This window comes from Massilia haematophila, assembly GCF_042647645.1.
GTDB lineage: Bacteria > Pseudomonadota > Gammaproteobacteria > Burkholderiales > Burkholderiaceae_D > Telluria > Telluria haematophila.
Genome location: NZ_JBHRVV010000001.1, coordinates 575,232 through 598,494 on the forward strand (window position 1 = coordinate 575,232; position 23,263 = coordinate 598,494).

At 67.9% G+C, this 23,263-nt stretch carries 27 protein-coding genes and 1 pseudogene; 15 read left to right on the plus strand and 13 right to left on the minus strand.

All coding sequences use genetic code 11. The features are described 5' to 3' along the window. Window positions 1-60: 60 nt before the first annotated feature. Window positions 61-1,002, minus strand: coding sequence for a class I SAM-dependent methyltransferase (locus tag ACFOPH_RS02500; RefSeq protein WP_312550671.1), 942 nt, complete (start codon window positions 1,000-1,002; stop codon window positions 61-63). Between the two features lie 186 nt (window positions 1,003-1,188). On the opposite strand from ACFOPH_RS02500, the gene ACFOPH_RS02505 reads away from it, so the two are divergent. The 6 genes from ACFOPH_RS02505 (at window position 1,189) to ACFOPH_RS02530 (ending at window position 7,018) form a co-directional block, all read left to right on the plus strand. Further along, complete coding sequence (locus tag ACFOPH_RS02505; RefSeq protein ID WP_312550670.1) at window positions 1,189-1,365, plus strand: hypothetical protein; 177 nt, start codon at window positions 1,189-1,191, stop codon at window positions 1,363-1,365. Beyond that, complete coding sequence (gene ypfJ / locus ACFOPH_RS02510; protein WP_312550669.1) at window positions 1,362-2,246, plus strand: KPN_02809 family neutral zinc metallopeptidase; 885 nt, start codon at window positions 1,362-1,364, stop codon at window positions 2,244-2,246. The genes ACFOPH_RS02505 and ypfJ overlap by 4 nt, the downstream gene beginning before the upstream one ends. Before the next feature lie 187 nt (window positions 2,247-2,433). After that, window positions 2,434-3,618, plus strand: coding sequence for a zinc-dependent alcohol dehydrogenase (locus tag ACFOPH_RS02515; RefSeq protein ID WP_312550668.1), 1,185 nt, complete (start codon window positions 2,434-2,436; stop codon window positions 3,616-3,618). Window positions 3,619-3,628: 10 nt separating this feature from the next. Then, complete coding sequence (locus tag ACFOPH_RS02520; protein WP_379733250.1) at window positions 3,629-4,231, plus strand: hypothetical protein; 603 nt, start codon at window positions 3,629-3,631, stop codon at window positions 4,229-4,231. 167 nt (window positions 4,232-4,398) lie between these two features. After that, window positions 4,399-6,183 carry a M4 family metallopeptidase gene (locus tag ACFOPH_RS02525; RefSeq protein WP_379733253.1) on the plus strand — a complete coding sequence of 595 codons (1,785 nt, stop codon included), beginning with the start codon at window positions 4,399-4,401 and terminating at the stop codon, window positions 6,181-6,183. A 250-nt stretch (window positions 6,184-6,433) separates the two neighbouring features. Then, a complete protein-coding gene (locus ACFOPH_RS02530; RefSeq protein WP_312550665.1) occupies window positions 6,434-7,018 on the plus strand; it encodes a hypothetical protein in 585 nt (194 codons plus the stop codon). 95 nt (window positions 7,019-7,113) lie between these two features. On the opposite strand, the gene ACFOPH_RS02535 is transcribed toward ACFOPH_RS02530, so the two are convergent. Continuing rightward, window positions 7,114-7,812: a M23 family metallopeptidase gene (locus ACFOPH_RS02535; RefSeq protein ID WP_379733256.1), complete on the minus strand. Its 699-nt coding sequence runs from the start codon at window positions 7,810-7,812 to the stop codon at window positions 7,114-7,116. A 33-nt stretch (window positions 7,813-7,845) separates the two neighbouring features. Beyond that, window positions 7,846-8,871 carry a L,D-transpeptidase family protein gene (locus ACFOPH_RS02540; protein ID WP_379733259.1) on the minus strand — a complete coding sequence of 342 codons (1,026 nt, stop codon included), beginning with the start codon at window positions 8,869-8,871 and terminating at the stop codon, window positions 7,846-7,848. Window positions 8,872-9,010: 139 nt separating this feature from the next. Between ACFOPH_RS02540 and ACFOPH_RS02545 the strand changes: the two genes are divergently transcribed. Then, window positions 9,011-9,313, plus strand: a complete 303-nt coding sequence (locus tag ACFOPH_RS02545; RefSeq protein WP_312550662.1) for a 2Fe-2S iron-sulfur cluster-binding protein — start codon at window positions 9,011-9,013, stop codon at window positions 9,311-9,313. On the opposite strand, the gene ACFOPH_RS02550 is transcribed toward ACFOPH_RS02545, so the two are convergent. Continuing rightward, a complete protein-coding gene (locus ACFOPH_RS02550; protein ID WP_379733262.1) occupies window positions 9,279-10,190 on the minus strand; it encodes an alpha/beta hydrolase in 912 nt (303 codons plus the stop codon). The two genes, ACFOPH_RS02545 and ACFOPH_RS02550, sit on opposite strands and share 35 nt — an antisense overlap. 147 nt (window positions 10,191-10,337) lie before the next feature. Between ACFOPH_RS02550 and ACFOPH_RS02555 the strand changes: the two genes are divergently transcribed. Both ACFOPH_RS02555 and ACFOPH_RS02560 read left to right on the plus strand, forming a co-directional pair. Then, entirely contained in the window at window positions 10,338-10,520 is a 183-nt protein-coding gene (locus ACFOPH_RS02555; RefSeq protein ID WP_379733265.1) for a hypothetical protein, read from the plus strand. 105 nt (window positions 10,521-10,625) lie between these two features. Continuing rightward, the gene (locus ACFOPH_RS02560; protein WP_312550659.1) at window positions 10,626-10,799 is read left to right on the plus strand and encodes a hypothetical protein; all 174 of its coding nucleotides are present in this window, start codon (window positions 10,626-10,628) and stop codon (window positions 10,797-10,799) included. Between the two features lie 139 nt (window positions 10,800-10,938). Here the strand turns inward: ACFOPH_RS02560 and ACFOPH_RS02565 are convergent, their stop codons facing one another. Next, complete coding sequence (locus ACFOPH_RS02565; protein WP_312550658.1) at window positions 10,939-11,115, minus strand: hypothetical protein; 177 nt, start codon at window positions 11,113-11,115, stop codon at window positions 10,939-10,941. Between the two features lie 188 nt (window positions 11,116-11,303). Here ACFOPH_RS02565 and ACFOPH_RS02570 point away from each other — a divergent pair, with 188 nt between their 5' ends. Next, window positions 11,304-11,441, plus strand: coding sequence for a hypothetical protein (locus tag ACFOPH_RS02570; RefSeq protein ID WP_312550657.1), 138 nt, complete (start codon window positions 11,304-11,306; stop codon window positions 11,439-11,441). 126 nt (window positions 11,442-11,567) lie between these two features. After that, window positions 11,568-11,939 (plus strand): hypothetical protein, encoded by a 372-nt coding sequence (locus ACFOPH_RS02575; protein ID WP_312550656.1) that lies wholly within the window; start codon window positions 11,568-11,570, stop codon window positions 11,937-11,939. A gap of 70 nt (window positions 11,940-12,009) precedes the next feature. On the opposite strand, the gene ACFOPH_RS02580 is transcribed toward ACFOPH_RS02575, so the two are convergent. The 3 genes from ACFOPH_RS02580 to ACFOPH_RS02590 all read right to left on the minus strand — a co-directional run bounded on the left by ACFOPH_RS02580 (window position 12,010) and on the right by ACFOPH_RS02590 (window position 16,128). After that, a complete protein-coding gene (locus ACFOPH_RS02580) occupies window positions 12,010-12,219 on the minus strand; it encodes a hypothetical protein (protein ID WP_312550655.1) in 210 nt (69 codons plus the stop codon). A gap of 90 nt (window positions 12,220-12,309) precedes the next feature. Next, a complete protein-coding gene (locus ACFOPH_RS02585) occupies window positions 12,310-15,159 on the minus strand; it encodes a bifunctional diguanylate cyclase/phosphodiesterase (protein ID WP_379733270.1) in 2,850 nt (949 codons plus the stop codon). Between the two features lie 126 nt (window positions 15,160-15,285). Then, window positions 15,286-16,128: a fused MFS/spermidine synthase gene (locus tag ACFOPH_RS02590; RefSeq protein WP_312550653.1), complete on the minus strand. Its 843-nt coding sequence runs from the start codon at window positions 16,126-16,128 to the stop codon at window positions 15,286-15,288. A 131-nt stretch (window positions 16,129-16,259) separates the two neighbouring features. Between ACFOPH_RS02590 and ACFOPH_RS02595 the strand changes: the two genes are divergently transcribed. The 4 genes from ACFOPH_RS02595 to ACFOPH_RS02610 all read left to right on the plus strand — a co-directional run bounded on the left by ACFOPH_RS02595 (window position 16,260) and on the right by ACFOPH_RS02610 (window position 19,569). Beyond that, window positions 16,260-16,535 (plus strand): hypothetical protein, encoded by a 276-nt coding sequence (locus tag ACFOPH_RS02595; RefSeq protein ID WP_312550652.1) that lies wholly within the window; start codon window positions 16,260-16,262, stop codon window positions 16,533-16,535. Window positions 16,536-16,546: 11 nt separating this feature from the next. After that, a complete protein-coding gene (locus ACFOPH_RS02600) occupies window positions 16,547-17,722 on the plus strand; it encodes a GGDEF domain-containing protein (protein WP_379733275.1) in 1,176 nt (391 codons plus the stop codon). A 78-nt stretch (window positions 17,723-17,800) separates the two neighbouring features. Then, a complete protein-coding gene (locus ACFOPH_RS02605; RefSeq protein WP_312550650.1) occupies window positions 17,801-18,778 on the plus strand; it encodes a Ppx/GppA phosphatase family protein in 978 nt (325 codons plus the stop codon). A gap of 41 nt (window positions 18,779-18,819) precedes the next feature. Further along, window positions 18,820-19,569 (plus strand): hypothetical protein, encoded by a 750-nt coding sequence (locus ACFOPH_RS02610; protein WP_379733278.1) that lies wholly within the window; start codon window positions 18,820-18,822, stop codon window positions 19,567-19,569. A gap of 73 nt (window positions 19,570-19,642) precedes the next feature. Here ACFOPH_RS02610 and ACFOPH_RS02615 read toward each other — a convergent pair whose 3' ends face one another. From ACFOPH_RS02615 to ACFOPH_RS02635, 5 genes and pseudogenes are all read right to left on the minus strand, one after another. Beyond that, the gene (locus tag ACFOPH_RS02615) at window positions 19,643-19,936 is read right to left on the minus strand and encodes a hypothetical protein (protein ID WP_312554416.1); all 294 of its coding nucleotides are present in this window, start codon (window positions 19,934-19,936) and stop codon (window positions 19,643-19,645) included. Window positions 19,937-20,260: 324 nt separating this feature from the next. Further along, a pseudogene (locus tag ACFOPH_RS02620) lies at window positions 20,261-20,815 on the minus strand (ABC transporter ATP-binding protein); the annotation flags it as partial. Continuing rightward, window positions 20,775-21,593 carry a phosphonate ABC transporter, permease protein PhnE gene (phnE, locus tag ACFOPH_RS02625; protein ID WP_379733282.1) on the minus strand — a complete coding sequence of 273 codons (819 nt, stop codon included), beginning with the start codon at window positions 21,591-21,593 and terminating at the stop codon, window positions 20,775-20,777. The pseudogene ACFOPH_RS02620 and the gene phnE, both read right to left, overlap by 41 nt. After that, entirely contained in the window at window positions 21,590-22,417 is an 828-nt protein-coding gene (locus ACFOPH_RS02630) for a PhnE/PtxC family ABC transporter permease (RefSeq protein ID WP_312554423.1), read from the minus strand. The genes phnE and ACFOPH_RS02630 overlap by 4 nt, the downstream gene beginning before the upstream one ends. 15 nt (window positions 22,418-22,432) lie before the next feature. Then, the gene (locus ACFOPH_RS02635) at window positions 22,433-23,245 is read right to left on the minus strand and encodes a phosphonate ABC transporter ATP-binding protein (protein ID WP_379733285.1); all 813 of its coding nucleotides are present in this window, start codon (window positions 23,243-23,245) and stop codon (window positions 22,433-22,435) included. Window positions 23,246-23,263 lie beyond the last annotated feature (18 nt).

The window sequence follows — 23,263 nt, forward strand, 5'->3', positions numbered from 1 at the left end:
TCGCCGGCGCAACCTGACTGCTGCGCCGGCGATTCCTGCACTGCCGGTGTAGCGTCGCACCTACCCCCGCACTGTCGCCCGCACCCACACCGCCGCAATGCGCTCGACGTCCTCGTAGCCCTCGCAACCGAGCTGCCCGCCGAAGATGTCCGGATCGAGTTCCTCGTACGTCCAGCTGGCGCAGCGCGCGTCCAGCGTCGGCCGCACCGTCTCCAGGAACGCGTCGCGCCCGTCGACGATCGCGATGCCGGTGTAGAGCAGCAGGCTGCCGCCGGGGTTCAGGCGCGCCAGGGCGGCGTCGACGATGGAGACCGACAGCCCGGCGCCGTGCATGTCGCCGCCATGGCGGTAGCGCAGCTTCGCGGGGTCGAGGATGTAGGGCGGGTTCGACAGCGCCAGGTCGAAGCCGCCGTCCAGGTCGTTCAATAGATCGGAGTGCGCCGTCGGCACGTTGGCCGCGCCCGCCAGGCGCGCATTCACGGCAGTCAGTTCGAGCGCGTAGTCGTTGATGTCGGCGCCAACCGCTTCGCAGCCGGGGAAGCGGCAGGCCACCTCGATCGCGCCGGCGCCGCTGCCGGCGCCGATGTCGACCGCGCGTTGCGGCGGCGCCAGCGTTTCCATGGAACGCTTCAGGGCGGCGATGTAGCGGTAGGTGTCCGGTCCGAAGAAGACCGCGTCGTCCGCGTGCGTCGGGAAGGCCGAATGAAAGTAGAGGCGCTCGCCGATGGTCGAGGCGCGCACGGTGGCGCACAGGCCGTTTTTGGTTTCGCGCAGCGCGCCGGCGCGCCGCATCAGGTCCAGGATCGCGGCCGGGACCGCGTCTTCGCGGAACGGGCGGCTCCAGCCGAACACGCCGCGCAGGTCGTTGGCATGGGCGTTGCCTGGGCGGTCGTTCACGCGCCGGTGGGTGGCGGGGGTGACGGTGACGAAGCGGTAGCCTGCGCCTTGCAGGGCCTGGCCCAGCGCGAGCAGGGCATCGGGGTCGTGGATGGTCGAAGTCATCCCGCGAGCATCCGGGATCGCCGGATTGCGCTCCGTACGCTGACGCACATAATGAACGCCGGCCCGGCAGTCGTGTCTTATGTGAATGCCCGAACATACCTTTGCGCTGGGCGCGTCCATACTGGCTGCACGCCGCGGGCCGGCATAAGGGGTGCCGGTCGAGCGCGCTGTCAGCCAAGGACCATCATGAAGCCATTGCTCCCGGACCAGGAACACCTGCGCATCGACCGTGAAGTCGAGCGCGAACGCCACGAGCGCCAGTTGCACGACGAGGCGCGCGCCCACCTCGACCTCGACGGCGAATTCCGCCTGAAGGATGCCCGCGAAAGCATGAACGCCATCAACCTGCGGCGGTCGCGATGAAGTGGGAAGGAGACCGCGAGAGCGAGAACGTCGAGGACCGCCGCGGCGGCGGTGGCGGCGGCTTCGGGGGCTTCGGCCTGGGCGGGCGTTCGATCGGCCTGGGCACGGTGGCGATCGCGCTGGTGGCGTCGTTCTTCTTCGGCGTCGACCCGCGCGTGGTGCTGGGCCTGCTGGGCGGTGGCGGCGGGCCGGCGCCCCAGGTGGTGCAGCAGCGCGACCCGAACGCGCCCCAGGCCACCGACCGCGAATCGCGCTTCGTGCGCACCGTGCTCGGCTACACCGAGGATGTCTGGACGCCGCTGTTCCGCGCGCAGGGTGCGTCCTACCGGCCGCCGACGCTGGTGCTGTTCGAGGGCCGCACGGATACCGCCTGCGGCGCCGGCAACAGCGCCACCGGACCCTTCTATTGCCCGGCCGACCAGAACGTCTATATCGACCTGAGCTTCTTCCGCCTGATGCAGCAGCGCTTCAACGTCAGCGGCGAATTCGCCCAGGCCTACGTCATCGCGCACGAGGTCGGTCACCATGTGCAGAACCTGCTCGGCATTTCAAACCAGGTCCACAACGCCCAGCAGGGAGCGTCGGAAACCGAAGGCAATGCGCTGTCGGTGCGGCTGGAGCTGCAGGCCGACTGCCTGGCCGGGGTCTGGGCCTATCACGCCAACCAGAAGGAAGCCATCCTCGAGAGCGGCGACATCGAAACGGCGCTGGCGGCGGCCACCGCGATCGGCGACGACGCCCTGCAGAAACAGTCGCGCGGCGTGGTGGTGCCCGATTCCTTCACCCACGGCAGTTCGGCGCAGCGGGTGCGCTGGTTCCGGCGCGGCATCGACAGCGGCGATGTGCAGCAATGCAATACCTTCGACACGCGCCAGTTGTGACGTCCGCTGCCAGCAGGAATCAGCGATTTCCTGAGGTGAATAAAATGCGATAAAAGCGGGAATAGTCCAACAAAAATTTGCATTTATTGCCGTGCGCGTATCGTAATCGATAGCGTTTTGACATAAGTTTGGAATACTCACGCGCCCGCCGCTGTGGCGGGCTGCGCAAACCATCGAGGAGGATTCTATGCTGGCAATGAACTACCGCGGGCCGTACCGCGTTCGCGCCCAACACAAGCCCGACCCCGTGATCGAACACCCGGGCGACGCCATCGTGCGCGTGACGCGCTCCTGCATTTGCGGTTCCGACCTGCACCTGTACCACGGCATGGTGCCGGACACCCGGGTCGGCCATACCTTCGGCCACGAATTCATCGGCATCGTCGAGGACGTGGGCGCGGGCGTGCAGAACCTGAAGGTGGGCGACCGCGTGCTGGTGCCGTTCAACATCTTCTGCGGCTCCTGCTTCTTCTGCCAGAAAGAACTCTACGGTAACTGCCACAATGTGAACGCCGAGGCCACCGCCGTCGGCGCCATCTACGGCTACTCGCACACGGCCGGCGGCTACGACGGCGGCCAGGCCGAATACGTGCGCGTGCCGATGGCCGACGTCGGCCCGCTGGTGATCCCCGACGACATCGTCGACGACGACGCCGTGCTGCTGACCGACGCGCTGCCGACCGGCTACCAGGCCGCCGAGATGGGCTCGATCAAGGAAGGCGACACCGTGGTCGTGTTCGGCGCCGGCCCGGTCGGCATCTTCGCCGCCAAGTCGGCCTGGCTGTTCGGCGCGGGCCGCGTGATCGTGGTCGACGAGGTCGAGTACCGCCTCGAATTCGTCAAGAACTATGCCCAGTGCGAAGTGGTCAACTTCAAGGACGTGGGCGACATGGCGCTGCACATCAAGAAGATGACCGACTGGCTGGGCGCCGACGTCTGCATCGACGCGGTCGGGGGCGACGCCGCCGGCAGCATGGCCCAGACCCTCACCGGGCGCCTGATGAAGATGCAGGCCGGCGCCGCCACCGTGCTGCACTGGTGCATCAACTCGGTGCGCAAGGGCGGCAACGTGTCGATCGTCGGCGTCTACGGCCCGACCTTCAACATGGTCCCGATGGGCAATGCGCTGAACAAGGGCATCACCATGCGCATGAACCAGGCCAGCGTGAAGCGCCACCTGCCGCGCCTGATCGAGCACATCCGCGCCGGCCACATCGATCCCAAGCAGATCATCACCCACCGCGTGCCGCTGGAAGAGGTGGCCGACGCCTACCACATCTTCTCGAGCAAGCTCGACAACTGCATCAAGCCCATCCTGATCCCGCCGCGCGCCCATGAGATCCGCGCGGTGAAGGCCAGTGCAACGATTTGAGGAGGCACGCATGGACCATCGCACCGACGTGAAACAGCACGACCATCACCATCATCACGAACACGACCTCGACCACCCGGAACACCACGGCCACACCCATGAGGTGCAGCCGCAGCTGCGGGCGCAGCGTCCGACGCGCGAGCAGCTCAGCCACATCAAGGGCTGGGGCGCCGACCTCGACCGCGCCAACCGTCCCGGCGTGCCGATGGAGCGCACCCCGCCGCGCTACACCCCGGCCGACATCGCCGAGCCGGTGCCGCAGGCGCAGAAGGTCGAGGTGCTGGTCTCGACCGAGCGGCCCGGCATCACCCAGGTGTTCGGCACCGTGCAGCCGCCTTCGGGCCTGTCCGGCATGCTGCGGCGCGCCGCCTTCGCCATGACCGAGAACGACATCCGCCGCTGGCTGGTGCTGCTGCTGGCCGACCGCGTGAACGTGGTCGAAGGCGTCGTCGAGGACCTGGCCCACGGCCACGTGCCCAACATCCTGGGCGAGATGGGCATCAAGTCCGAATGGCAGCACAACAAGCAGGGCCTGGTGAAGAAGGCGGCGATCGCCGGCGCCATCGGCGCCGCCGCCTGGTACCTGATGAAGCGGCGCGACGAACGCTACTAAGCACCCGTCTTCTCCGCCGCAGCCACATGAAGGAGCCCCATCCGTTGCGCCCACGCGCCGCGGATGGGGCTTTTTGCGCTTGAGCAAAAACGCCGATGCACGGCTCGTCCACACTGCTGGAGTTACCGGTCTACGCCTGAGGCCGGCATCTTCCGACTGGAGACGAGATGAACCTGCGTGCAACCCTGCTGTCCGTAGCGCTTGGCGCCCTGTTCGCAACCGACGCGGCCGCCGCACCCATGATGAGCGCGCCGAAGATGGCGACCGCCCAATCGAATGCGGCGCTGGTGGCCAAGCTGGCCGCGCAGCGCACCACGCGCGGCCTCGACAAGAACCACGGCTTCCTGGTCTCGAAGCAGCACCCCGGGCTGCAGGGTACCCAGGTGGTGCGCGCGGCCCACACCTACAAGGGCCTGCGCGTGTTCGGCTCCGAATCGGTGGTGGTGGTCGATGCGGCCGGCGCGATCCAGTCCGAAGCGGCGTCGAACCGCCGGGTCCACCTCGGGCGCGGCAGCGCCAACCGGCTCGCGCCGGCCACGGCCGACTTCAGCGTCAAGCCGAGCATCCCGGCCAAGGCCGCGATCGACGCCGCGGTGGCCGCCGCGACCGCCGGTTCCGGCGCCGCGCCGGGCCCGAAGGCGACCCACGTGGTGCCGCCCAAGGCCGAGCTGCTGATCTATCCGGTGATGAAGATCGAGCGCGTGCCGGAAGCGGCCGGCAAGCAGGAGTCCGAGCTGAACGCGCTCGACGTGGTGGAAGTCGTCGACCACTACGAACTGGCCTACCACGTGCGCACGCGCATGCAGCGCGCCAACAAGCCGCTGTACTTCGACACCATCGTCAGCGCCAAGGACGCCCACATCATCGACCGCTGGAGCATGCTGCAGACCGTGATCGGCGTCGGCAAGAGCCAGTACAACGGCGAGGTGCCGATCAGCACGACGCAGGTGGGCGATACCTTCCAGATGCGCGACCCCGAGCGCGGCACCGGCGGCGCCTATGGCGCGATGGCGATCACCAACGCCAACAACACCAGCAACGCGGGCAAGATGTACACCCACACCACCAACACCTGGGGCGACGGCAAGCAGTACGTGCGCGGCGGCAGCACCACGGACGCCAACGGCCAGACCGCGGCCGTGAACGCGATGTGGGGCCTGATGAACACCTACGACTCGCTCAAGAACGTGCTCGGCTGGCAGTCGCTCGACGGCCACAACACCGCCAGCTATATCGCGGTGCACGTCAACACCGCCTACGACAACGCCTACTACAGCGACACCTGCCGCTGCATGTTCATCGGCGACGGCTCGACCTTCACCAGCCTGGGCGCGATCGACGTGATCGGCCACGAGATGGGCCACGGCGTGACGGCGGCCACGTCGAACCTGGTGTACTCGGGCGAATCGGGCGGCCTGAACGAATCGAGCTCGGACATCGGCGGCGAGATCGCCGAAGCCTACGCGCGCGCGGGCGGCAAGGGCGAGGCCATCCCGAACGGCGGCAACGACTGGATGCTGGGCAGCGAGATCGGCCGCAACGGCACGCCGCTGCGCTGGATGTACAAGCCGAGCAAGGACGGCAGCAGCCCGGACGCCTGGAGCACTGCGCTGCGCCGCCTTGACGTCCACTACAGCAGCGGGCCGAACAACCGCATGTTCTATTTCCTGGCCCAGGGCTCGAAGGCGGACAAGGATGGCGACTACTACAGCAAGTACCTGGTCAAGTCGCCGGCCGCGATGACGGGCATCGGCACCGACAAGGCCTTCCGGATCTGGTTCAAGGCGAATACGACCAAGTTCACCTCGAGCACGAATTACGCCGAAGCGCGGGCGAAGATGATCGAGGCGGCCCAGGAACTGTATGGCGCCGGCAGCGCCGAGGCAATTGCGGTGCAGCGGGCATATGCGGCGATCAATGTGGGGGCGGATGTGGATGAGGTGGGGTCGTAACGGAATGGTGGAAGATTATTTCATCGTGGTGGCTTGGGTGAAATAATCTTCCATCCCATGCAGGGCAATGAGCGCTGGCAGAACGGCATGGAAGTCAATCATTGCAGCAGCACTCAACTATAATCGCGTGCGGCCGGCGCCAGGGCCGGTCAGGCCAGCTCTTTCAGCCTGCCGTCGTTGAAGAAACCAGCAGATGAAAGAGATGGCATCGCAACACATGCAATTATTCGAGTAAAAAGATTTCCATTCAATGAGTACAGTAACAGGCAGTCATATTCGCTGGCGCGATCCAATCACGGTCAAGTTCGGCTTTACAGGTCTTGAACCCGCTGAAGCGGTCACCTTGGTAAGAAGTCGATTGAATGGGCAGTTTCCTGCCCTGGACAAGCCCGGCCAGTGTGTCTATGTGGTGCGTCTGAAAGGAAGTGTTGCGGTGGCTTACGGCGGTGATTTTTCGCCTGTGATTTATATAGGCGAGGGAAATGCGGCCACGCGTTTGTATAACCACGCGAACTGGATTGCCGAACTACTGGTTGCTGTACCAAACGCTGAAATCGAAGTGCGGGTAGCCGATTGCGTGAGGAAGAACGATCCCAATTTGTGCCAGTATGTCGAAGCGGACCTGATTGCAAATTTCATCGAAAACTATCACTGTCTCCCATGGTTCAACCGTCAGCGGGAAACATCGTGCGCCGGCAGGCGAGAGTATAACGACGAAGTCGTAAAAGAGTTCAGGCAGAGGATAGGCAAGGTGCAGGGCAGCAGGTATCTCTGGGCCATTCGCCCCACTGATAACAATGAACAGTACAACCACTACAACACCGGCTGGTACTGAATGAACCTGGCGTCATGGACGACGTCCCGCAGTTCGACAATAGAGGGACGCCGGCGTGACGGCCAGCGTTCCCCATCTCGACCCCTGTCATCGATTCAATCGCCGAGCATCGGATACGGATTGACCGGCGTGCCTTTCCACCACTGCTTCTCGGGCGTGAGGGCGAAAATGGCGAAGTGCAGGTGCGGGGCGCTCGGGTCGGCGTTGCCGGTGGCGCCGACGTAGCCGATCAGGTCGCCGCGCTTGAGCTGCATGCCTTCCTTGATGCCGTCGGCGTAGCGGTCCAGGTGGGCGTAGTAATAGGCGTACTTCTCGGCCGGGTCGAACTGGTAGAGCGTGATGCCGCCCGGTTTGCTGTTGAAGAGCTTGGCGACCTTGCCGTCGCCGGCGGCGCGTACCGGCGTGCCGCTTGCTGCCATGATGTCGAGCGCTTCGTGGTGGCGCTCCTGGCCGCGCGGCTGGTCGAAGGTGTCGCTCAGCTGGCTGTAGGCGACGCCTTCGACCGGGACCAGGAGCTTGGCCGGCATGCTGCCGCCGGCCGTCAGTTCCGGTGCGGCCGAGGTGGCGGTCGAGGCCTGCGGCGCCGGGCGGATCGGCAAATCGGCGTCCGACAGGTCGGTCTGCACGAGCGGGCTATCCGCGGGACTCGCCGTTGGCGGATCCGCGGGAGGCGCGGGCAGGGCGCCGCCATCGGTGACGATCGGATCGGGCGCGTCGGCGAACTCGCGCAGGTAGACGAACAGTCCGCCGGCGCCCACCAGCACGCCCAGCAGGAACGAAACCAGCCATCTCATGCAAGCCTCCGTTTTTTCAGTGACGGTAAGGGATTACTCCTGAAGCACCACGTTCGTCCCCGCTCCGACCACCTGCGCCACTTCCGCGGCGCTCCAGTTGGTCAGGCGGATGCAGCCGTGCGACTCGGTCTTGCCGATGAACTTCGGCACCGGCGTGCCGTGGATGCCGTAGTGCGGCTTGGACAGGTCGATCCAGGCCACGCCGACCGGATTGTTGGGGCCGGCGGCAATCGTGGTCTTCTTGTCGCCCGGCGACGCGTCCCAGAACAGTTTCGGGTTGTAGTGGTAGGTCGGGTTCGGGTGCACGCCTTCGATCTTCCAGTTGCCGACCGGGAGTGGGTCGTGCTCGCTGCCGGTCGAAGCCGGATACTGGGCGATCAGGCGGTCGCTCGCGTCGTACAGCATCAGCACCTTGCGGCTGTCGCTGACCACGACCTTGGACGCCTGCGGCAGCGGCGCACCGCCGTGCACGCTCGGCACCACGATCTGCTCGCCGGCGCGGCTGAAGTCCTTGCCGGGATTCAGGCGCGTCAGCAGGTCGGGGCTGGCGTGGAATTTTTCGCCCAGGCCTTCGAGCGGCGAGGCATAGCCGAGCTTGTCCAGCTTGGCCTTTTCCATCATGTCTTCGGGGATCTTCTGGAAGGGGCCGGCCACGTCCTCGTTCGTCAGCACGTAGGTGGTGAGGGTGGGCGTGGTGTCCTGGTTCAGCGCGTTCCAGGTGGCGTCGTCGAGCTTGCCGGTCGCTTCCAGGTTACGCGTCTGCTGGAAGGTTGACAGGGCCTGGCGCATGTTCGAGCCGTAGGCGCCGTCGATCTCGCCGGGCGAGAAGTGCAGGCGGTCGAGCAGGACTTGCGCACGCAGCAGGCGTTCGAATTCGGCGCGCTCGACGGCGGCAGGGTCGGCCGCCTGGTTGGCCGAACCCGGCTGCTGCACCGACTGCAGCGGGGCTGCGTTCGGCAGGCCAGGCTGGACGGCGGGAGCATTCCGGGCGGGCGCAACCTGGGCAGATGCGAACGGAAGGGCGCCGGCAAGGGCGGCGATGACGAGGGGGGTAATCATTTTCTGCATTTGGCACCTGCGATACTTACTGAGGGAAACCTCAGCCTAGGCGTGCGCCGCAGTTCGGTCTGTGCGGAAACGTACTGAGGTGCCGTGCCGCCAGTGTCGGCGGTGTCCGGCAGCGCGCTACAATCGCGCCATGAGCCACGATGCCACAAACTACGCGATCACGCTGCAGCCGCTGGACTGCAGCTTCCCCAGCGGCGGCGCGACCATCCTCGAAGCCGCCGAGGCGGCCGGCTTCGACCTGCCGAATTCCTGCCGCAACGGCACCTGCCGCACCTGCATCTGCCGCCTCGAGGGCGGCACGGTGCGCTACCTGGTCGAATGGCCCGGCCTGTCGATCGAGGAAAAGCGCGAGAATTACTTGCTGCCCTGTGTCGCCGTGCCGACCGCGGACGTGGTGGTCAACGCGCCGCTGGCGAAGCGGCTGGCGTGGTAGCGCTGGCCAGCGCCTTGTCGATGGCAGCCGCGACCAGCGGCCAGGCAAAGGACGTGGCCGCCACCTCGTCGTAGTGGCTGGCGCCCGGCAGGATCACCACCTCGGCGCGGTCGCCGGCCGCTTTTGCGCGCGCCGCATAGTCGTGGGCGACGCGCGGCGGCGAGATCGTGTCCAGCTCCCCCGTCACCAGGATCGTATGCGTACCGTTGGGCATCAGCTCGGCGGCATTCGTGTCGGCATACACGTCCGGCCGGTGCGGACCGGGCTGCCCGGCCAGTTCCGGCGTGTCGCGTCCGCAGCTGGCCTTGATCAGCTCGCGCTCGCGACGCAGGTCGGCCAGGCCGCCCAGGCTCACCACCGCGCGCACCGGCAGCATGCGCTCGCGGTACAGCGGGCTGGTTTTCGGCAGGCGCGCGCGGCCGGCGATCCACTGCACCAGCTGGCCGCCGGCCGAGTGGCCGACCGCCACCACACGCTCCAGATCGAGGCGATGGGCGCCGGCCTGGTCCCGCAAGAGGTCGAGCGCCGCGTGCATGTCCTCGTACATCCCGGGATAACCGCCGCCGGCCTCGTCGACGCGCCGGTATTCCACGTTCCACACCGCAAAGCCGCGCTCGCGCAGGGCGCCGGCCATGTTGCGCAGCTGGGTGATGCCGCCGAACTTCTCGGTCCAGCAGCCGCCGTGGACCAGCACCGCGACCGGGAAGGGGCCGGCGCCTTGCGGCACGAACAGCTCGGCATATTGCGAGGGTGCGGCGCCATAGGCGATGCGCGCGTCGGGGGCAGGGCCGCTCAGGGCCATGTAGTCGTCGAGCTTCATCGGGGCGGCGTCGGCGTTGGCCATCAGGGCGGCCGGGAGCAGGGCGGCAAGGATCATGGAGCGCAGCTTCATCGAGGGAAAATGTTGAGGAAAAGCTGCACTATACCGGGGCTTTCCCGGATGCGCACGATTGAAAACCTTTCCCGTTCTTCCATGCTAGGCTGCGCAAAACGTCAATGTTTTCACAACCATGGGAGGACGAAGATGAACCAGTCGAAATCGGGCGGCAGCCCGCAAAACAAGCAGTCGGACAACCTGTCGGAAGAACACCTGGCCAAGCAGCGCGCCGGCAAGGAAGACAAGAGCAGCCATGACGCCAAGTCGCGCGTAAAGGCCGGCACCGGCGAGGGCGCCGGCGGCGGCGCCAAGCAGAAGCAGAACCACTGAAACAGAGGTGGCAAAGGTAGGCAAGAAGTAGGCAAGAAATAGGCAAGATGCGTCGCAGCCGGCCCGGGGCCGGCTGCGGCGTGCGCATTCACAGAAAGGACGACGATGGAAACCAATGACCCGCGCGAAGAACACGGCGCGCTGCACGCCCATTCTACGCCCGACCCGGAGCAGACCCCGACTCCGCCCACCATTCCGGTCCCCGACGACGTGCCCGACCCGGCGCACGCACCCGTCGAGGAACCCGTGATTCCCGAGCCGCCGATCCGGGCGCAATAAAAAAGGCGCGCAGCCTGCGCGCCGATCCTGCCCAGCCGCGGTCGGCCGCGATCGAAGCTCGATACCTTGGCCCATAGCCTGTCGGACCGCCCCTTGGGCGGTCCACAGGCTATTTTCTATTTTAAACTTACCGCACCCTTCAGGCCTTGCCCTCTCCCTGCTCCTTCTTCTCGCCCGACGGCAGCGGCGGGATCTGGCGGATCATTTCTTCCGTTTCCTTTTGCGCTGGCGTCTTTTCGCCGCTGCCGATGTCGTCCTCGTGCAGGATGGCGCCGCCCCGGGCTGCCGGGTCCGAACTCTGTCGTGGATTGCTCATGGTGTACTCCTTGCGTTGACAATGTTGGAACAATCCTAACAGCCAGGGTGCGCAATCGGCGCGCAATACACACGCCACCGATGTTGTAATTCACACAAAGTTACAATTATGTTCGGTGTCGAACGTTCCTTGTTTGTGAGTTTTTTTATAATATTCATTTACATCGGTTCAGTTACGGAGACGCACAGATGGGCAATTCGCTGCACAACAAGATTTATCTCGGCCGCAACCACGGCTTCACCTCGCGCCGCTTCCAGGGCGTGCTGGCGGTGGCCGGCATCATCGGCGCGGGCCTGGTGTGGATTGCCCTGCGCACCTTGCGCTAAGCAGGTTCGAGCAGCGGCGTCGATTGGCGCCGGGTGGGATGCCAGGCCGCCGCAAGTGCCTGTGATGGTTGTCGCCATGGCTTGCGGCGGTTACCATGTTGGCCGCACCGAACCATGAAAGCGGCAATGAAGAACGAAAAACTGACGACTGACGAATACAACGCGCTCGAATTCATTCGCGGCGGCGCGCGCAGCGACCGGGTCAACGCCTGTGTCGGACGCAACGCGAAGCGCCTCGCGGGCCTGAAGATGATCCAGTATGGCCGCAATGGCAGCCTGGCCCTGACCGACAAGGGCCAGGAAGTGCTGTTCCTGCGCAGCTGCATCGAAGCCCTGCAGGCCTTGTCGCAGGACCCGGCCGCGCCGGTCGCCGGCGACGTCGTCCAGTTCCTCAGCCGCAAATCGCACATCGCGCCGCGCGCCGAGGGCGGCTTCGAGGTCACGGCCAAGGGCCAGGAGTCGCTGGCCGACATCCTGGCGCAGCAGCCGCGCAAATAAGCGCCTGCGGATACTCGTAGGGTGGGCACGGGGTGCCCACCCTACGACAACCGGCGCTGCGCACCTTTTTTCAGCCGCGCCGGCGCCGATGCGGATACACGAGCGTGCGCACGGCGATCTCCGCCGGGATGTTCATCGCCGCCAGGAATTCGGCCGCGCGCTGCAGGCCGAGGGTGGGAATCGAGGCCACCGCCTGGTTGACCAGGTCGCGCGTGCGCAGGTCGGTCCGGGTGACGCGCGGCCTGGCCGCGGGCGCCGGGTGCCCCTGTACTTCGTCCATCTTCACATCAGCTCCCTCAGTTGCAATAGAGACATGCCATTCTAGAGGAATGATGTAGAAATTACTACAAAGAATTACCCATCAACATAGTCAGGCGGTAGCCGGCTCGGGCTCGGGCGCGGCGATCTCGTCCGGGGCCAGGCCGCGTCCTTCCACCAGCAGCTGTTCGAACTCGCGCGCCGGCAGCGGACGGCTGAAGTAATAGCCCTGGATTTCGTCGCAGCCATGGCGGCGCAGGTAGTCGAGCTGCTCGCCGGTTTCCACGCCCTCGGCGATCACGGCCAGCTTCAGGTTGTGGGCCAGCGCGATGATCGAGGTGACGATCGCTTCGTCGTTGGCGTCGCGCGTGATGTCGGCCACGAACGAGCGGTCGATCTTCAGGACGTCGATCGGGAAGCGCGACAGGTAGGACAGGCTCGAATAACCGGTGCCGAAGTCGTCGATCGACAGGTTCACGCCCAGCGCCTTCATCCGGTGCAGCAGGTCCACCGCCGGCGTGACGTCGCTCATGAACAGGCTCTCGGTGAGCTCGATCTCCAGGTACTGCGGCGCCAGTCCGGTGTCCTGCAGGATTTGCTCGATGCTCTCGATCAGGCCGGCGGCGGCGAACTGGCGCGCCGACAGGTTCACGGCCACGCGCAGCTTGTCGAAGCCGGCGTCCTGCCAGGCCTTGTTCTGGGCGCAGGCGGTGCGCATCACCCAGGCGCCGATCGGCACGATCAGCCCGGTTTCCTCGGCAATGCTGACGAAGCGGCTCGGCGGCACCATGCCCAGTTCCGGATGCTGCCAGCGGATCAGGGCTTCCATGCCGACGATCTTGCCGCTCTTCATGTCGAGCTGGGGCTGGTAGTACAGCACGAATTCGTCGCGTTCGAGGGCATTGCGCAGCGCGCCTTCGATGCGCACGCGTTCCAGCGATTCCTCGTTCATCGCCGGGGTGTAGAACTGGAAGTTGTTGCGGCCCAGCTTCTTGGCGCGGTACATCGCGATGTCGGCGTGCTCGATCAGGGCGTCGGCCGGCGTGCTCTCGCTCGGGTAGACGGCCACGCCGATGCTGCAGGTGACGAAGAATTCCTTGGTGCCGAGCATCACCGGCTGGGCCACCGCATCCATCACGCGCTGCACGATGTCGGCCGTCAGGCGCTGCTCGCCGTGCTCGGACAGGATCACCACGAATTCGTCGCCCGACAGGCGCGCCACCGTGTCGGAATCGCGCAGCGACGAGCGCAGGCGCGCCGCCACCGTCATCAGGAGCACGTCGCCGGCCTTGTGGCCCATGCTGTCGTTGACGAACTTGAAGCGGTCGAGGTCGATCAGCATGACCCAGACCGGATTCGCGCTGCGGGTGGCGTAGGCGACGGCCTGGCTCAGCCGGTCCTGCAGCAGCGAACGGTTGGGCAGGCCGGTCAGCACGTCGTGCTGGGCCACGTGGTGCACGCGCTGCTCGGTGAGCTTGCGCGCGGTGATGTCGGAGCCGGTGCCGCGGTAGCCCTGGAAGTTGCCGTGCTCGTCGAACACCGGCTGGCCGCTGACCAGGAACCAGCGGGTGTCGCCGTTGTCGTCCTGGACCTGGTATTCGAGGTCGCTAAAGGCTTCGTGGGCCTTGACCTGGGCGATATGGGCGCGGCCGGCTTCGGTGTCGGCCAGTCCTTCCATGTATTCCCAGCGCGTCTTGCCGAGCACGCGCTCGACCGTCACGCCGGCCTTTTCGGCAAAGCCGCCGGTGATCATCGTGAAGCGGTAGTTGCGGTCCTGCTCCCAGTACCAGTCCGAGGACATCGCCACCAGCTGGCGGAAGCGCTGTTCGCTCTGCTGCAAGGCCTTTTCGGTGCGCTCGCGCGCGATCATGTCGTCGACCAGGCGCCGGTTGGTGCGCTTCAGGTCGGCGGTGCGCTTGCGCACCAGCTGCTGGACGCGCCGGGTACGCATGCTGGATGCCTGGACCCGGGCCGCCGTCAGCAGGCTGAGCAGGATGCCGCCGCCCAGGGTCGCCAGCGAGGCCAGATGGTCGGCCGCGAACGGGCGCGGCAGGGCGATCACTTCCACCAGCCAGGGGCGGCCGGCGGCCTCGATCGTGCGCACCAGGCTGGAGCGGTGTTCGGGCGCGATCCAGGCGCCCATGGTGTCGCGCGGCACCGGGGTGTCCCCGGCGCGGGTGCTGAAGATCAGGTTGGCCGGATCGGGCTTGTCGGAGGCGTAGACCGACATCACGATCTGCCTGTCGCCCAGCAGGTTGGCGCTGGCCAGGGCGTTCTGCACCAGGTCGCGCGCGCGCACGATGATGGTGGTGTCGCCGGCCAGCTTGCCGCTGCGGTCGCTCAGCGGCATGACCAGCTGGAAGCTCGGCTGCGGGTGGGTGTCCTGGACCAGCGGGAACAGCTCGCTGGCGATGGCACGGCCTTCGGCGCGGGCGCGCGCCACCGCCGCGCGGATCTGGGGACGGGTGCCGGAATCGAAGCCGAAGGCCGGCTCGTTGCCGGCCATCGGCTCGAGGTAGTAGACGACGTGGTATTGCGCGCGCCGTTCGGCCGGCACGCTCACGCTGTCGCGCACCTGGGTGATCGTCGTGCCCGGCAACACCTGTTGCAGCTCGGCCTCGACCGCGGCGCGCTGGCTGTCATCGACCGTGCGGTGGAAGTTGAAGGCCTTGATGTAGGGATGGCGCTGCAGCAGGGGCGAGGTGAAATCGTGGAACTGTTGGCGCGTCACCGGCGCGCCCAGGCTGAACAGCTGGTTGGTCACCGTCACCACCTCGACCGCATCGTGCAGCCCCTGGCGCACCGTGGCCACGCGCTGGTCGGCGCGCTGGCCGAAGGAAAGGGCCAGGTTGTCGTATTCGAGATGGCTCACGCCGACGAACAGCGCGCACGACGCGGCCAGGCCGGCCCCGAAAGTGAGGACGGCCGCGCGGGTGAAGGAAAACAGCAGGCGACGCTCCATGGTCTGTTCCAGAAGAATAATTTGCTTGCCCAAAAGCACCAAAGCCCCGAAGTGTGTCATACAACGGCGGCTTTCGGCAAACACTTCCGCGCCCCTACCCGCGCGGGGCCGCCGCTGTCGTCCGGATCAGACAGGACGCCACGCCAGCCAGGCGACCACGAGGCGGGCCAACAGGCGATTCAGCAGGCGCACCGGCAGAAGAATCGGGCGCGGCGGATGAATGGCGCCCCAGCGCGCCAGTCGGGCGTAACGAGCGTAACGGACGTAACGGGCGGCTGCGGCCGCCGACGCAGGCCCGGACCCGGACGCCGGTCCGGGCCGGGCCGGGGCGCGCAGGGCGAACAGGATGTGGTTGTTGCCGGCGATGCCCTCGAACTGGCAGACGCGTCCGCCGAATGCCGCGTGGATGCGCTCCTGCAGCGCCGCGTAGTGCGGATCGTAGCTGAGCAGGTTGGCCACCAGCACGCCGCCGTCGCGCAGCGCGCGCCGGCAGGCGGCATAGAAGGCGGCGCTGCCGAGCGCCGCGGGCATGCCGGCGGCGTCGAAGCCGTCGACCAGGATCACGTCGGCGCTGGCGGGCATGGCGGCGATGTAGTCGGCGGCGTCGGCGTGCACGATGCGCAGGCGCGCGTCGTCGGGCGGAATGTGGAACTGGTCGCGCAGGGCGATCACCTCGGCGCTGATCTCGAGCACCGTGATGCGCGTGTGCGGCAGGTGGCGGTGGCAGAACTTCACCAGCGAGCCGCCGCCCAGGCCGACCATCAGGATGTGGCGCGGCTGCGGGACGAACAGGACGAAGCACATCATCGCGCGCGCATACTCGAGCACCAGGGCGTCGGGCCGGGACAGCAGCATCTCGCTCTGGATGTCGCCGGGCTGGAACTCCAGCGTGCGGCGGTTGCCGCGCGTGCGCACCAGCGGTGCGCATTGGCGTTCCTGTGGGCGGGCGGCGTCGGACTCGTGGGGCATGGCGCAAGTATATCGATCAGTTCGACCAGGTGCGCGATCGGCAGCGCCGCCGGTGGGTGCGGGGCGGCTCTGCCTTGTTCGCAGGCATTAAATTCTGATAAGCTGGCCGTTGCCGCCACACGGAGTTCTTCATGTTCCTGGATCACCCATCGATCACCGCCACCAACAGCCTGACCGAGCCCGACCGCATCGAGCGGCTCAACCGCGTCTATGGGTATGCGATGGCGCTGGCCGACAGTGCCGGCAACGCCGGTTTCGTCGAGCGGGTGACGCAGCTGCACGACCACAAGGGGACCCTGATCGTGTTCTGGAACGAGGCGCCGGGCGAACTCGACCGCGAATGCTGGGCGCGCGCCTGGGCCAGCCGGGTGGGCGACGGCACCACGAGCGTCGAACACGAATTCTAAGGCGCCCGCAGATGCTGAACCTCGATTCCACGACGATGGTGCTGGTGCTGGCACTGGGCAACCTGGCCTTGTGCAGCCTCCTGTCCTTTTCCGACCATGGCGCGCCGCGCGCCCCGGCCATGGCTGCCTGGAGCCTGTCGCGCCAGGTGCAGGCGGCGGCCTGGATACTGCTGGCGCTGGGCGGGGCCGGCGTGGTGCCCGAGCCGCTGGCGCTGCCCGCCGGCTGGGCGCTGCTGGTCGGCGGCGTGGCGCTCGAATCGGGCGCGCTGTGGGAAGCGGCCGGCAAGGCCGGCTGGCGCCGCGCGATGCTGCCGCTGGCCGTGCTGGCCGTCGCCGTGTTCCTGGTCTGCTACCTGATCGACGACATCGGCCTGCGCAACCTGGCCGCGCTGCTGCTGCTGGGCGGCTTCTACCTGCTGGCCGGCGCCGCCCTGGCGCAGGGCTGGCGCACCGCCACCATGCTGCAGCGCACGCTGGCAATCGTCACGGCGCTGCTGGCCCTGGTGGTGGCTGCGCGCGGGATCCTGGTGCTGGTCACCCCGGACGGCTGGCGCTGGCTCTCGCACGAGCTGCTGCGCCAGCTCTCCAGCGCCGCCCTGTACCTCCTGATGCTGGTCGGCGGCTTCGGTTGCCTGCTGCTGGCGCGCCAACGCCTGCAGGCCGAGCTCGAACGTCTGGAAGTCGTCGACACCGTCACCGATGCCCCGAACCGGCGCGGTTTCTTCAACACGCTGGCGCCCTGGATGGCGCTGGCGCGCCGCCCGGGGCTGCCGACCGCGCTGGTCGTGCTCGACCTGGACGGTTTCAAGCGCGTCAACGACAGCTACGGCCACCCGGCCGGCGACGTCCTGCTGCGCCACGTGGCCGCGCTGTGCAAGCGCCAGCTGCGCGACAGCGACCAGCTGGCGCGCCTGGTGGGCGGCGAGTTCGCGGTGCTGCTGCCGCGCACCGGCCTCGAGGAAGCCATGATCGTGGCCGAGCGCATGCGCGGCGCGATCGAGACCACGCCGGTGAAGACCGAGCGCGCCATGATCTCGATGACCGCCAGCTTCGGCGTCACCACCATCCGTGCCGACGACAGCAAGGTCGCGTTGCTGCAGCGCGCCGGCGAAGCCATGCGCGCCGCCAAGGATGCTGGCCGCAACCGCATCCACGTCGCGCCGCGGGCGCCGGCGCCGGACGCCTGAAGGATCCGCACTACGCGGTCATCGCGGCGTCACAAAGCCCCGCCATACTGCGTGCACCTTCGATCACGACGCACGCCGATGACCACGCCATCCGATACGGAACCCTTGTACGCCGCCGTCGAACTCGGCTCGGGCAGCTTCCGCCTGCATGTGGCGAGCTGCACCGACGGCGCGGTGCGGGTGCTCGCCACCCTGAGCGAGCCGATCCGCCTGGGCGCCGAGCTCGATGCCGACGGCGGCTTCAGGGCCGATGCGATGCGCCGCGCGCTCGACTGCCTGCGCCGCTTCCGGACGACGCTCGCACCGTGGCAGCCGCGCGCGGTGCGCGTGGTGGCCAGTTCCGCGCTGCGCCTGGCGCGCAATGCGCCGACCTTCTTCCCGGCCGCGCAGGCGGCGATCGGCCATCCGGTCGACCTGATCGGGCCCGAGGAAGAGGGGCGGCTGGTCTACCTCGGCGTCGCCGCCGCCCTTGGCGGGACGCAGGAACGCCGGCTGGTGCTCGACATCGGCAGCGGCTCGACCGGGCTGGCGGTCGGGTGCGGCGAGCGCATCGAGCGCGTGCAATCCTATGGCGTGGGGGCGCTGCGCCACGGGCTGGCCTTCTTCGGCGACGGTATCGCCCCGAGCGCCTTCGAAGCCGCCCTGGAATCCTCGCGCAGCCGCTTCGCCGACGCCGGCGCCATGCCCGGCATGCGCGGCTGGGAGCGCGTCTACGGCGCCTGCGGCAGCGTGCGCATGCTGGCCGAGCTGGCGGGCGAACTGCTGCCGGCAGCCCGGCCGCTCTATGCCGGCCGCCTGTACGCCCTGCGCCGCGTGCTGATCGAGAACGGCGAACTGGCGCGGATCGCGGCGCGCTGGCCCCAGCCGGGACGCGCGGCCCAGGTCGCGGGCGGGCTGGCGATGCTGCTGGCGCTGGTCGAGGAGCTCGGCATCGACGCGGTGCTGCCGTCGCAGGCGGGGCTGCGCGCCGGCGTCATCCGCGAGCTCCATCTGCGGTCGCAAGCGGACGCGCACGCCGGAACAAACTGCGGGACGCACTACCGGGAATGGGCGTGATCGACTATATTGTTTACCTTGTTTAAGCAGTGGAATACCTCATGACCAGGAAATCGGTTCCCGACCTCGCGCCCGCAAGCGGCGCGGCGCCCGCAAAGAAGGGCGCGCGCGCGTCCGCCAGCGCTGCCGCCAAGGCGGCGCCGCCAGCATTGAAAGCAAGCCCGGCAGCCTCGGCAGCCGCCAAGAAAGCCAGTGCGAAAGGTGGAGCGAAAGCGGCCGCCAAGGCGCCGGCGCCCGCCAGGGCGGCGAAAACCACGGCAGCGAAAGCGGCCGTCGTCAAGGCGCCAGCCAGGAAAGCCGCGTCCACGCCGCGCGTAGCCAAGGCCGCAGCCAAGCCTGCAGCCAAACCCGTAACCAAGCCGGCCGTCAAGGCAGCCGCCAAAGCCGCAGCCAAGCCCGCCAGCAAGCCCGCCGCCGGCGCGGTCGCCAAACCCGCGGCACGCAGCGTGGCGGCGAAGCAGCCGTCGGCCGCCGCCAAGGCGGCAGCCAAGGCCCTGGCCAAGGCCGCGGGCAAGGACGGCGTGCGCACCCGCGCGCAGGCAGCGGCGCCGGCGCCCGATGCGGCGTCGCGCCCGGCCCTGGTGCGCGACAGCTTTACCATGCCCGAGCAGGAATACGCGGTCCTGGCCGAGGTGAAGCAGGCCTGCTTGAAGGCCGGCTTCGAGGTCAAGAAGAGCGAGCTGCTGCGCATCGGCGTCGCGCTCGTCGGCCGCCTCGACATGGCGACCCTGCGCCAGGTGCTCGACGGTTTGCCGCAACTGAAGACCGGCCGGCCGCCAGGCGCCGGCTGAATCGCGGCCGGGCATCGACACGAGAAAAAAGACACGTCAAGGCGGTCGCCAGAGGTGACCGGTTTGACCGTGTTCAATGCACCGAAGTCGAGGCCGAGGTGAGTTCCTTCAGCTCGCGGATCGGGATGTTCGACTTCTCGTGCATGCGCAGCAGGATCGTGGCGCCGACATTGAGCTTGCGGTGACGGATCTTGCTGATGATCGGGGGCTGCACTTCCAGCACCCGGCACAGCTCGGCGTCATTCTTGAGGTGCAATTTTTCGATCAAGGTGTCGAGCAGCTTGTTGGGGACGAAGCTCGACGGCTCGAGGGCGCGCGCTCGGTGCATCGCGGCCAGCATTTCCTGTTTTTTTTGGCGTACGCTCATGTACTCCTCCAAATACACAATCTGGTTGAGGGGACAGGACCGTTCTGGAAGCGCCCGATGTTGTGATTGCTTATGCGTGCGGGTCGTTGTGATAGTACTACGGCTATGCTGCGTGCCGCGCACTATTCAAACAACAACTGTGCGGAAAGCAGGGCTAACGTCGCTCTTTCCGTCAGGAATTTACGCTAATTGCAAACCGGAACGCGTGAGGAGCAGCACTTGATCGGCCATCTCGGCCGCGGCGTGGGAGTGGGTGACCATGATGGCGCCAGCGCCGTTGGCCTTGATCTCGGCGCGCAGCAGGCGCAGGATGCCGCCGGCGGTGTCGGGGTCGAGGTTGCCGGTCGGTTCGTCCGCCAGCAGCAGGGCCGGGCGGTGCACCAGGGCGCGTGCGATCGCCACGCGCTGCAGTTCGCCGCCCGACAACTGGCGCGGGAAGTCGCGCCCGCGCCCGGCCAGGCCGACGGCCGCCAGCATCTCGTCGGCGCGCACGGTGGCGTCGCGGTTCAGCAGCAGCGGCAGCGCCACGTTCTGCTGCAGCGTCAGGTGCGGCAGCACATGGAAGGCCTGGAAGATGAAGCCCATGCGCGTGCGGCGCAGGCGCGTGGCAGCGTCGTCGTCGAGCGCCGACATCGGCGTGCCGTCGACCAGCACCTGGCCGCTGGTGGGCGCGTCGAGCCCCGCGATCAGGTTCAGCAGGGTCGACTTGCCCACCCCCGACTCGCCCATGATGGCGATGAAGCTGCCCGGCTCGAAGCGGTGCGACAGCTGCGACAGCACGGTGCGTCCGCCGTAGGTCTTGGTGAGCTCGCGCAGTTCCAGCATGGGCGTGTCGTCCTTATCGGGTGAGGGCGCGCCGCAGCGCGAAACTGATCGCATCGACCAGGGCCACCAGCAGCAGCATTGCGATCACCACGGTGGCCGCGCTCTGCATCTGGAACAGCGACAGGTGGTACTTCAGCATCTGGCCCAGGCCGCCGGCGCCGACCACCCCCAGCACGGCGGCGGCGCGGATGTTGTTCTCCCAGCGGTACAGCGTGTACGAGAGCATCTGCGGCAGGGTCTGGGGCAGGGTCGCGTAGAAGAAGGCGGCCAGCGCCGGCGCGCCGTTGGTGCGCAGGCTGGCCTCGGGCAGCGGCTCGGCGTTCTCCAGCGCGTCGGCGAACAGGCGGCCCAGCACGCCGGACGTGTGCGCCGCCAGCGCCAGCGTGCCGGCGAAGGGCCCGAGGCCGGCGGCGACCAGCAGCAGTGCCGCCCAGACCAGTTCGGGAATCGAGCGCAGCACGTTCAGCACCAGGCGCACCGCGGCGCGTGGGGCCGCGCCCCAGCGCCCGGCCGCCGGCAGCGCCAGCACCAGGCCGGCGACCACGGCCAGCAGGGTGCCCAGGGCCGACATCGACAGGGTTTCGATGGCCGCGTTCAGGGTCTTCAGCAGGAAGGGCGTGGCGGTCTCGGGCGGCGCGAAGCCGGCCAGGAATTCCAGCGTGGTCGTCACCGCCTCGGGCGCGAAGAAGGCGCCCAGCTCCAGCTGCAGGGTGGCGAAGCTGGCCACCACCAGCGCGGCCAGCGCCAGCAGGATCAGCGGCGTGCCCAGGCTGCGGCGCGGCGGCGTGGGCAGGGTGCCCGGGTTGCGCTGGGTGCGTGCCGGTTCGCTCATCCCAGCCTCCGGCGCAGCAGCTTCGAGACCAGGTCGGCGGCGGCCACCAGCAGCACGAACATCAGCAGCATGGTCGACACTTCGCCGCCGGCCATCATCTTGGTCGATTCATCCATGCGCTGGCCCAGGCCGCCGGCGCCGACGAAGCCCATCACGGCCGAGCCGCGGATCGCGCATTCCCAGCGGTAGACGGTATAGGAAACCAGTTCGGCGGCCGAATCGGGCAGGGCGCCGTAGAGCAGCGCCGAAAGGCGGCCGCTGCCGTTGGCGAGCAGGGCCTCGGTGGCGTGGGCGTCGCCCGACTCCAGGATCTCGGCATAGACTTTCGCCAGCATGCCGCAGTAGGTGAGGGCGATCGCCAGCACGCCGGCGGTCGGGCCCAGGCCCACCACGCGCACGAACAGCAGCGCCCACACCAGTTCGGGCACGCTGCGCAGCAGCACCAGCACCCAGCGCACGGCCTGGCGCACGGCCGCGCTGGCGCGGCGCATGCGGCCCGTGCCCAGGCGCGAGACCGACAGGCGCTCGCTCACCAGCAGGGTCGCGGGAATCGCGCCCAGCAGCGCCAGGAACAGGCCGCAGGTGGCGATCGCCACCGTGATCCAGGTCTCGCGCAGCACCATCGCGAGGAATTCGGCGGAATGCGCGGGACGCAGGAAGTCGGACAGGAAGTTGCCGGCCGCGGCCAGGCTTTGCAGGTCGAACAGCAGCCAGGGCTTGAACTCGCTGTAGACCAGCATCGGCCAGAGCAGGGCGGCGCCGAGCGCGCAGGCGAGCAGGCGGCCGCGCCAGGCCGGGTCCGGATGCAGGGGAAGGGAAGGCATCGATCAGGGGCGGGGTCAGAAGCAGGCGCCGACGGCGATGCGCTCGGGCGTGTCGTGCGGATGCTCCGGATGCGGCGCGATCGTTTCGTTCTGGTAGAGGGCGGCGATCATGGCGTCGCTGACCTGCTCGCGCGGCAGGTCGAACACGATGCGGCCCGCGCGCAGGCCGACGATGCGGGCGAAGTGGGCGCGCGCCATCTCGACCTGGTGCAGGCTGCACACCAGCGTGGCCTGGCGCGCGGCCGCTTCCTGCTGCAGGGTCGCCAGCGTGAGCTGGGCCAGCGCCGGGTCGAGGGCCGAGATCGGCTCGTCGACCAGGAAGGCTTCGGCCTTCGACAACAGCAGCCGCGCCAGGCTGCAGCGCTGGCGCTCGCCGCCGGACAGGCGGTCGACCCGTGCATAGAGTTTCTCGCCCAGGCCGAAGCGCGCCAGCGCGTCGTAGGCGGCGTCCGGGTCGGCCGGCCTGAACAGCGAGGCCAGGGCCTGGCCCAGGCTCCACTGCGGCAGGCGCGCGGCCAGCACCGCCGTGACCACGCGCTGGCGCGGCGGCAGCGGCGGCGTCTGCGGGGCCAGGAACAGGCGCGCGCGCAGGGCATGGCGCGCGCGTTGCGGCAGGGCCCACGGGTCCTGGCCGAAGATGGTGAAGCCGCCTTCGGCCGGCTGGTGCGCGCAGGCAAGGGTCGACAGCAGCGTCGTCTTGCCCGCGCCCGACGGACCGATGAGGGCCAGCTGCTCGCCCGGCGCGATCGCCAGGTCGAGCTCCTGCAGCGCGGGAGCGCGGCTGCCGTTGAGGTGGCGCACTGTCAGCCTGTCGAGCTTGAAACTCATCTGCACATTCCTTGTCTT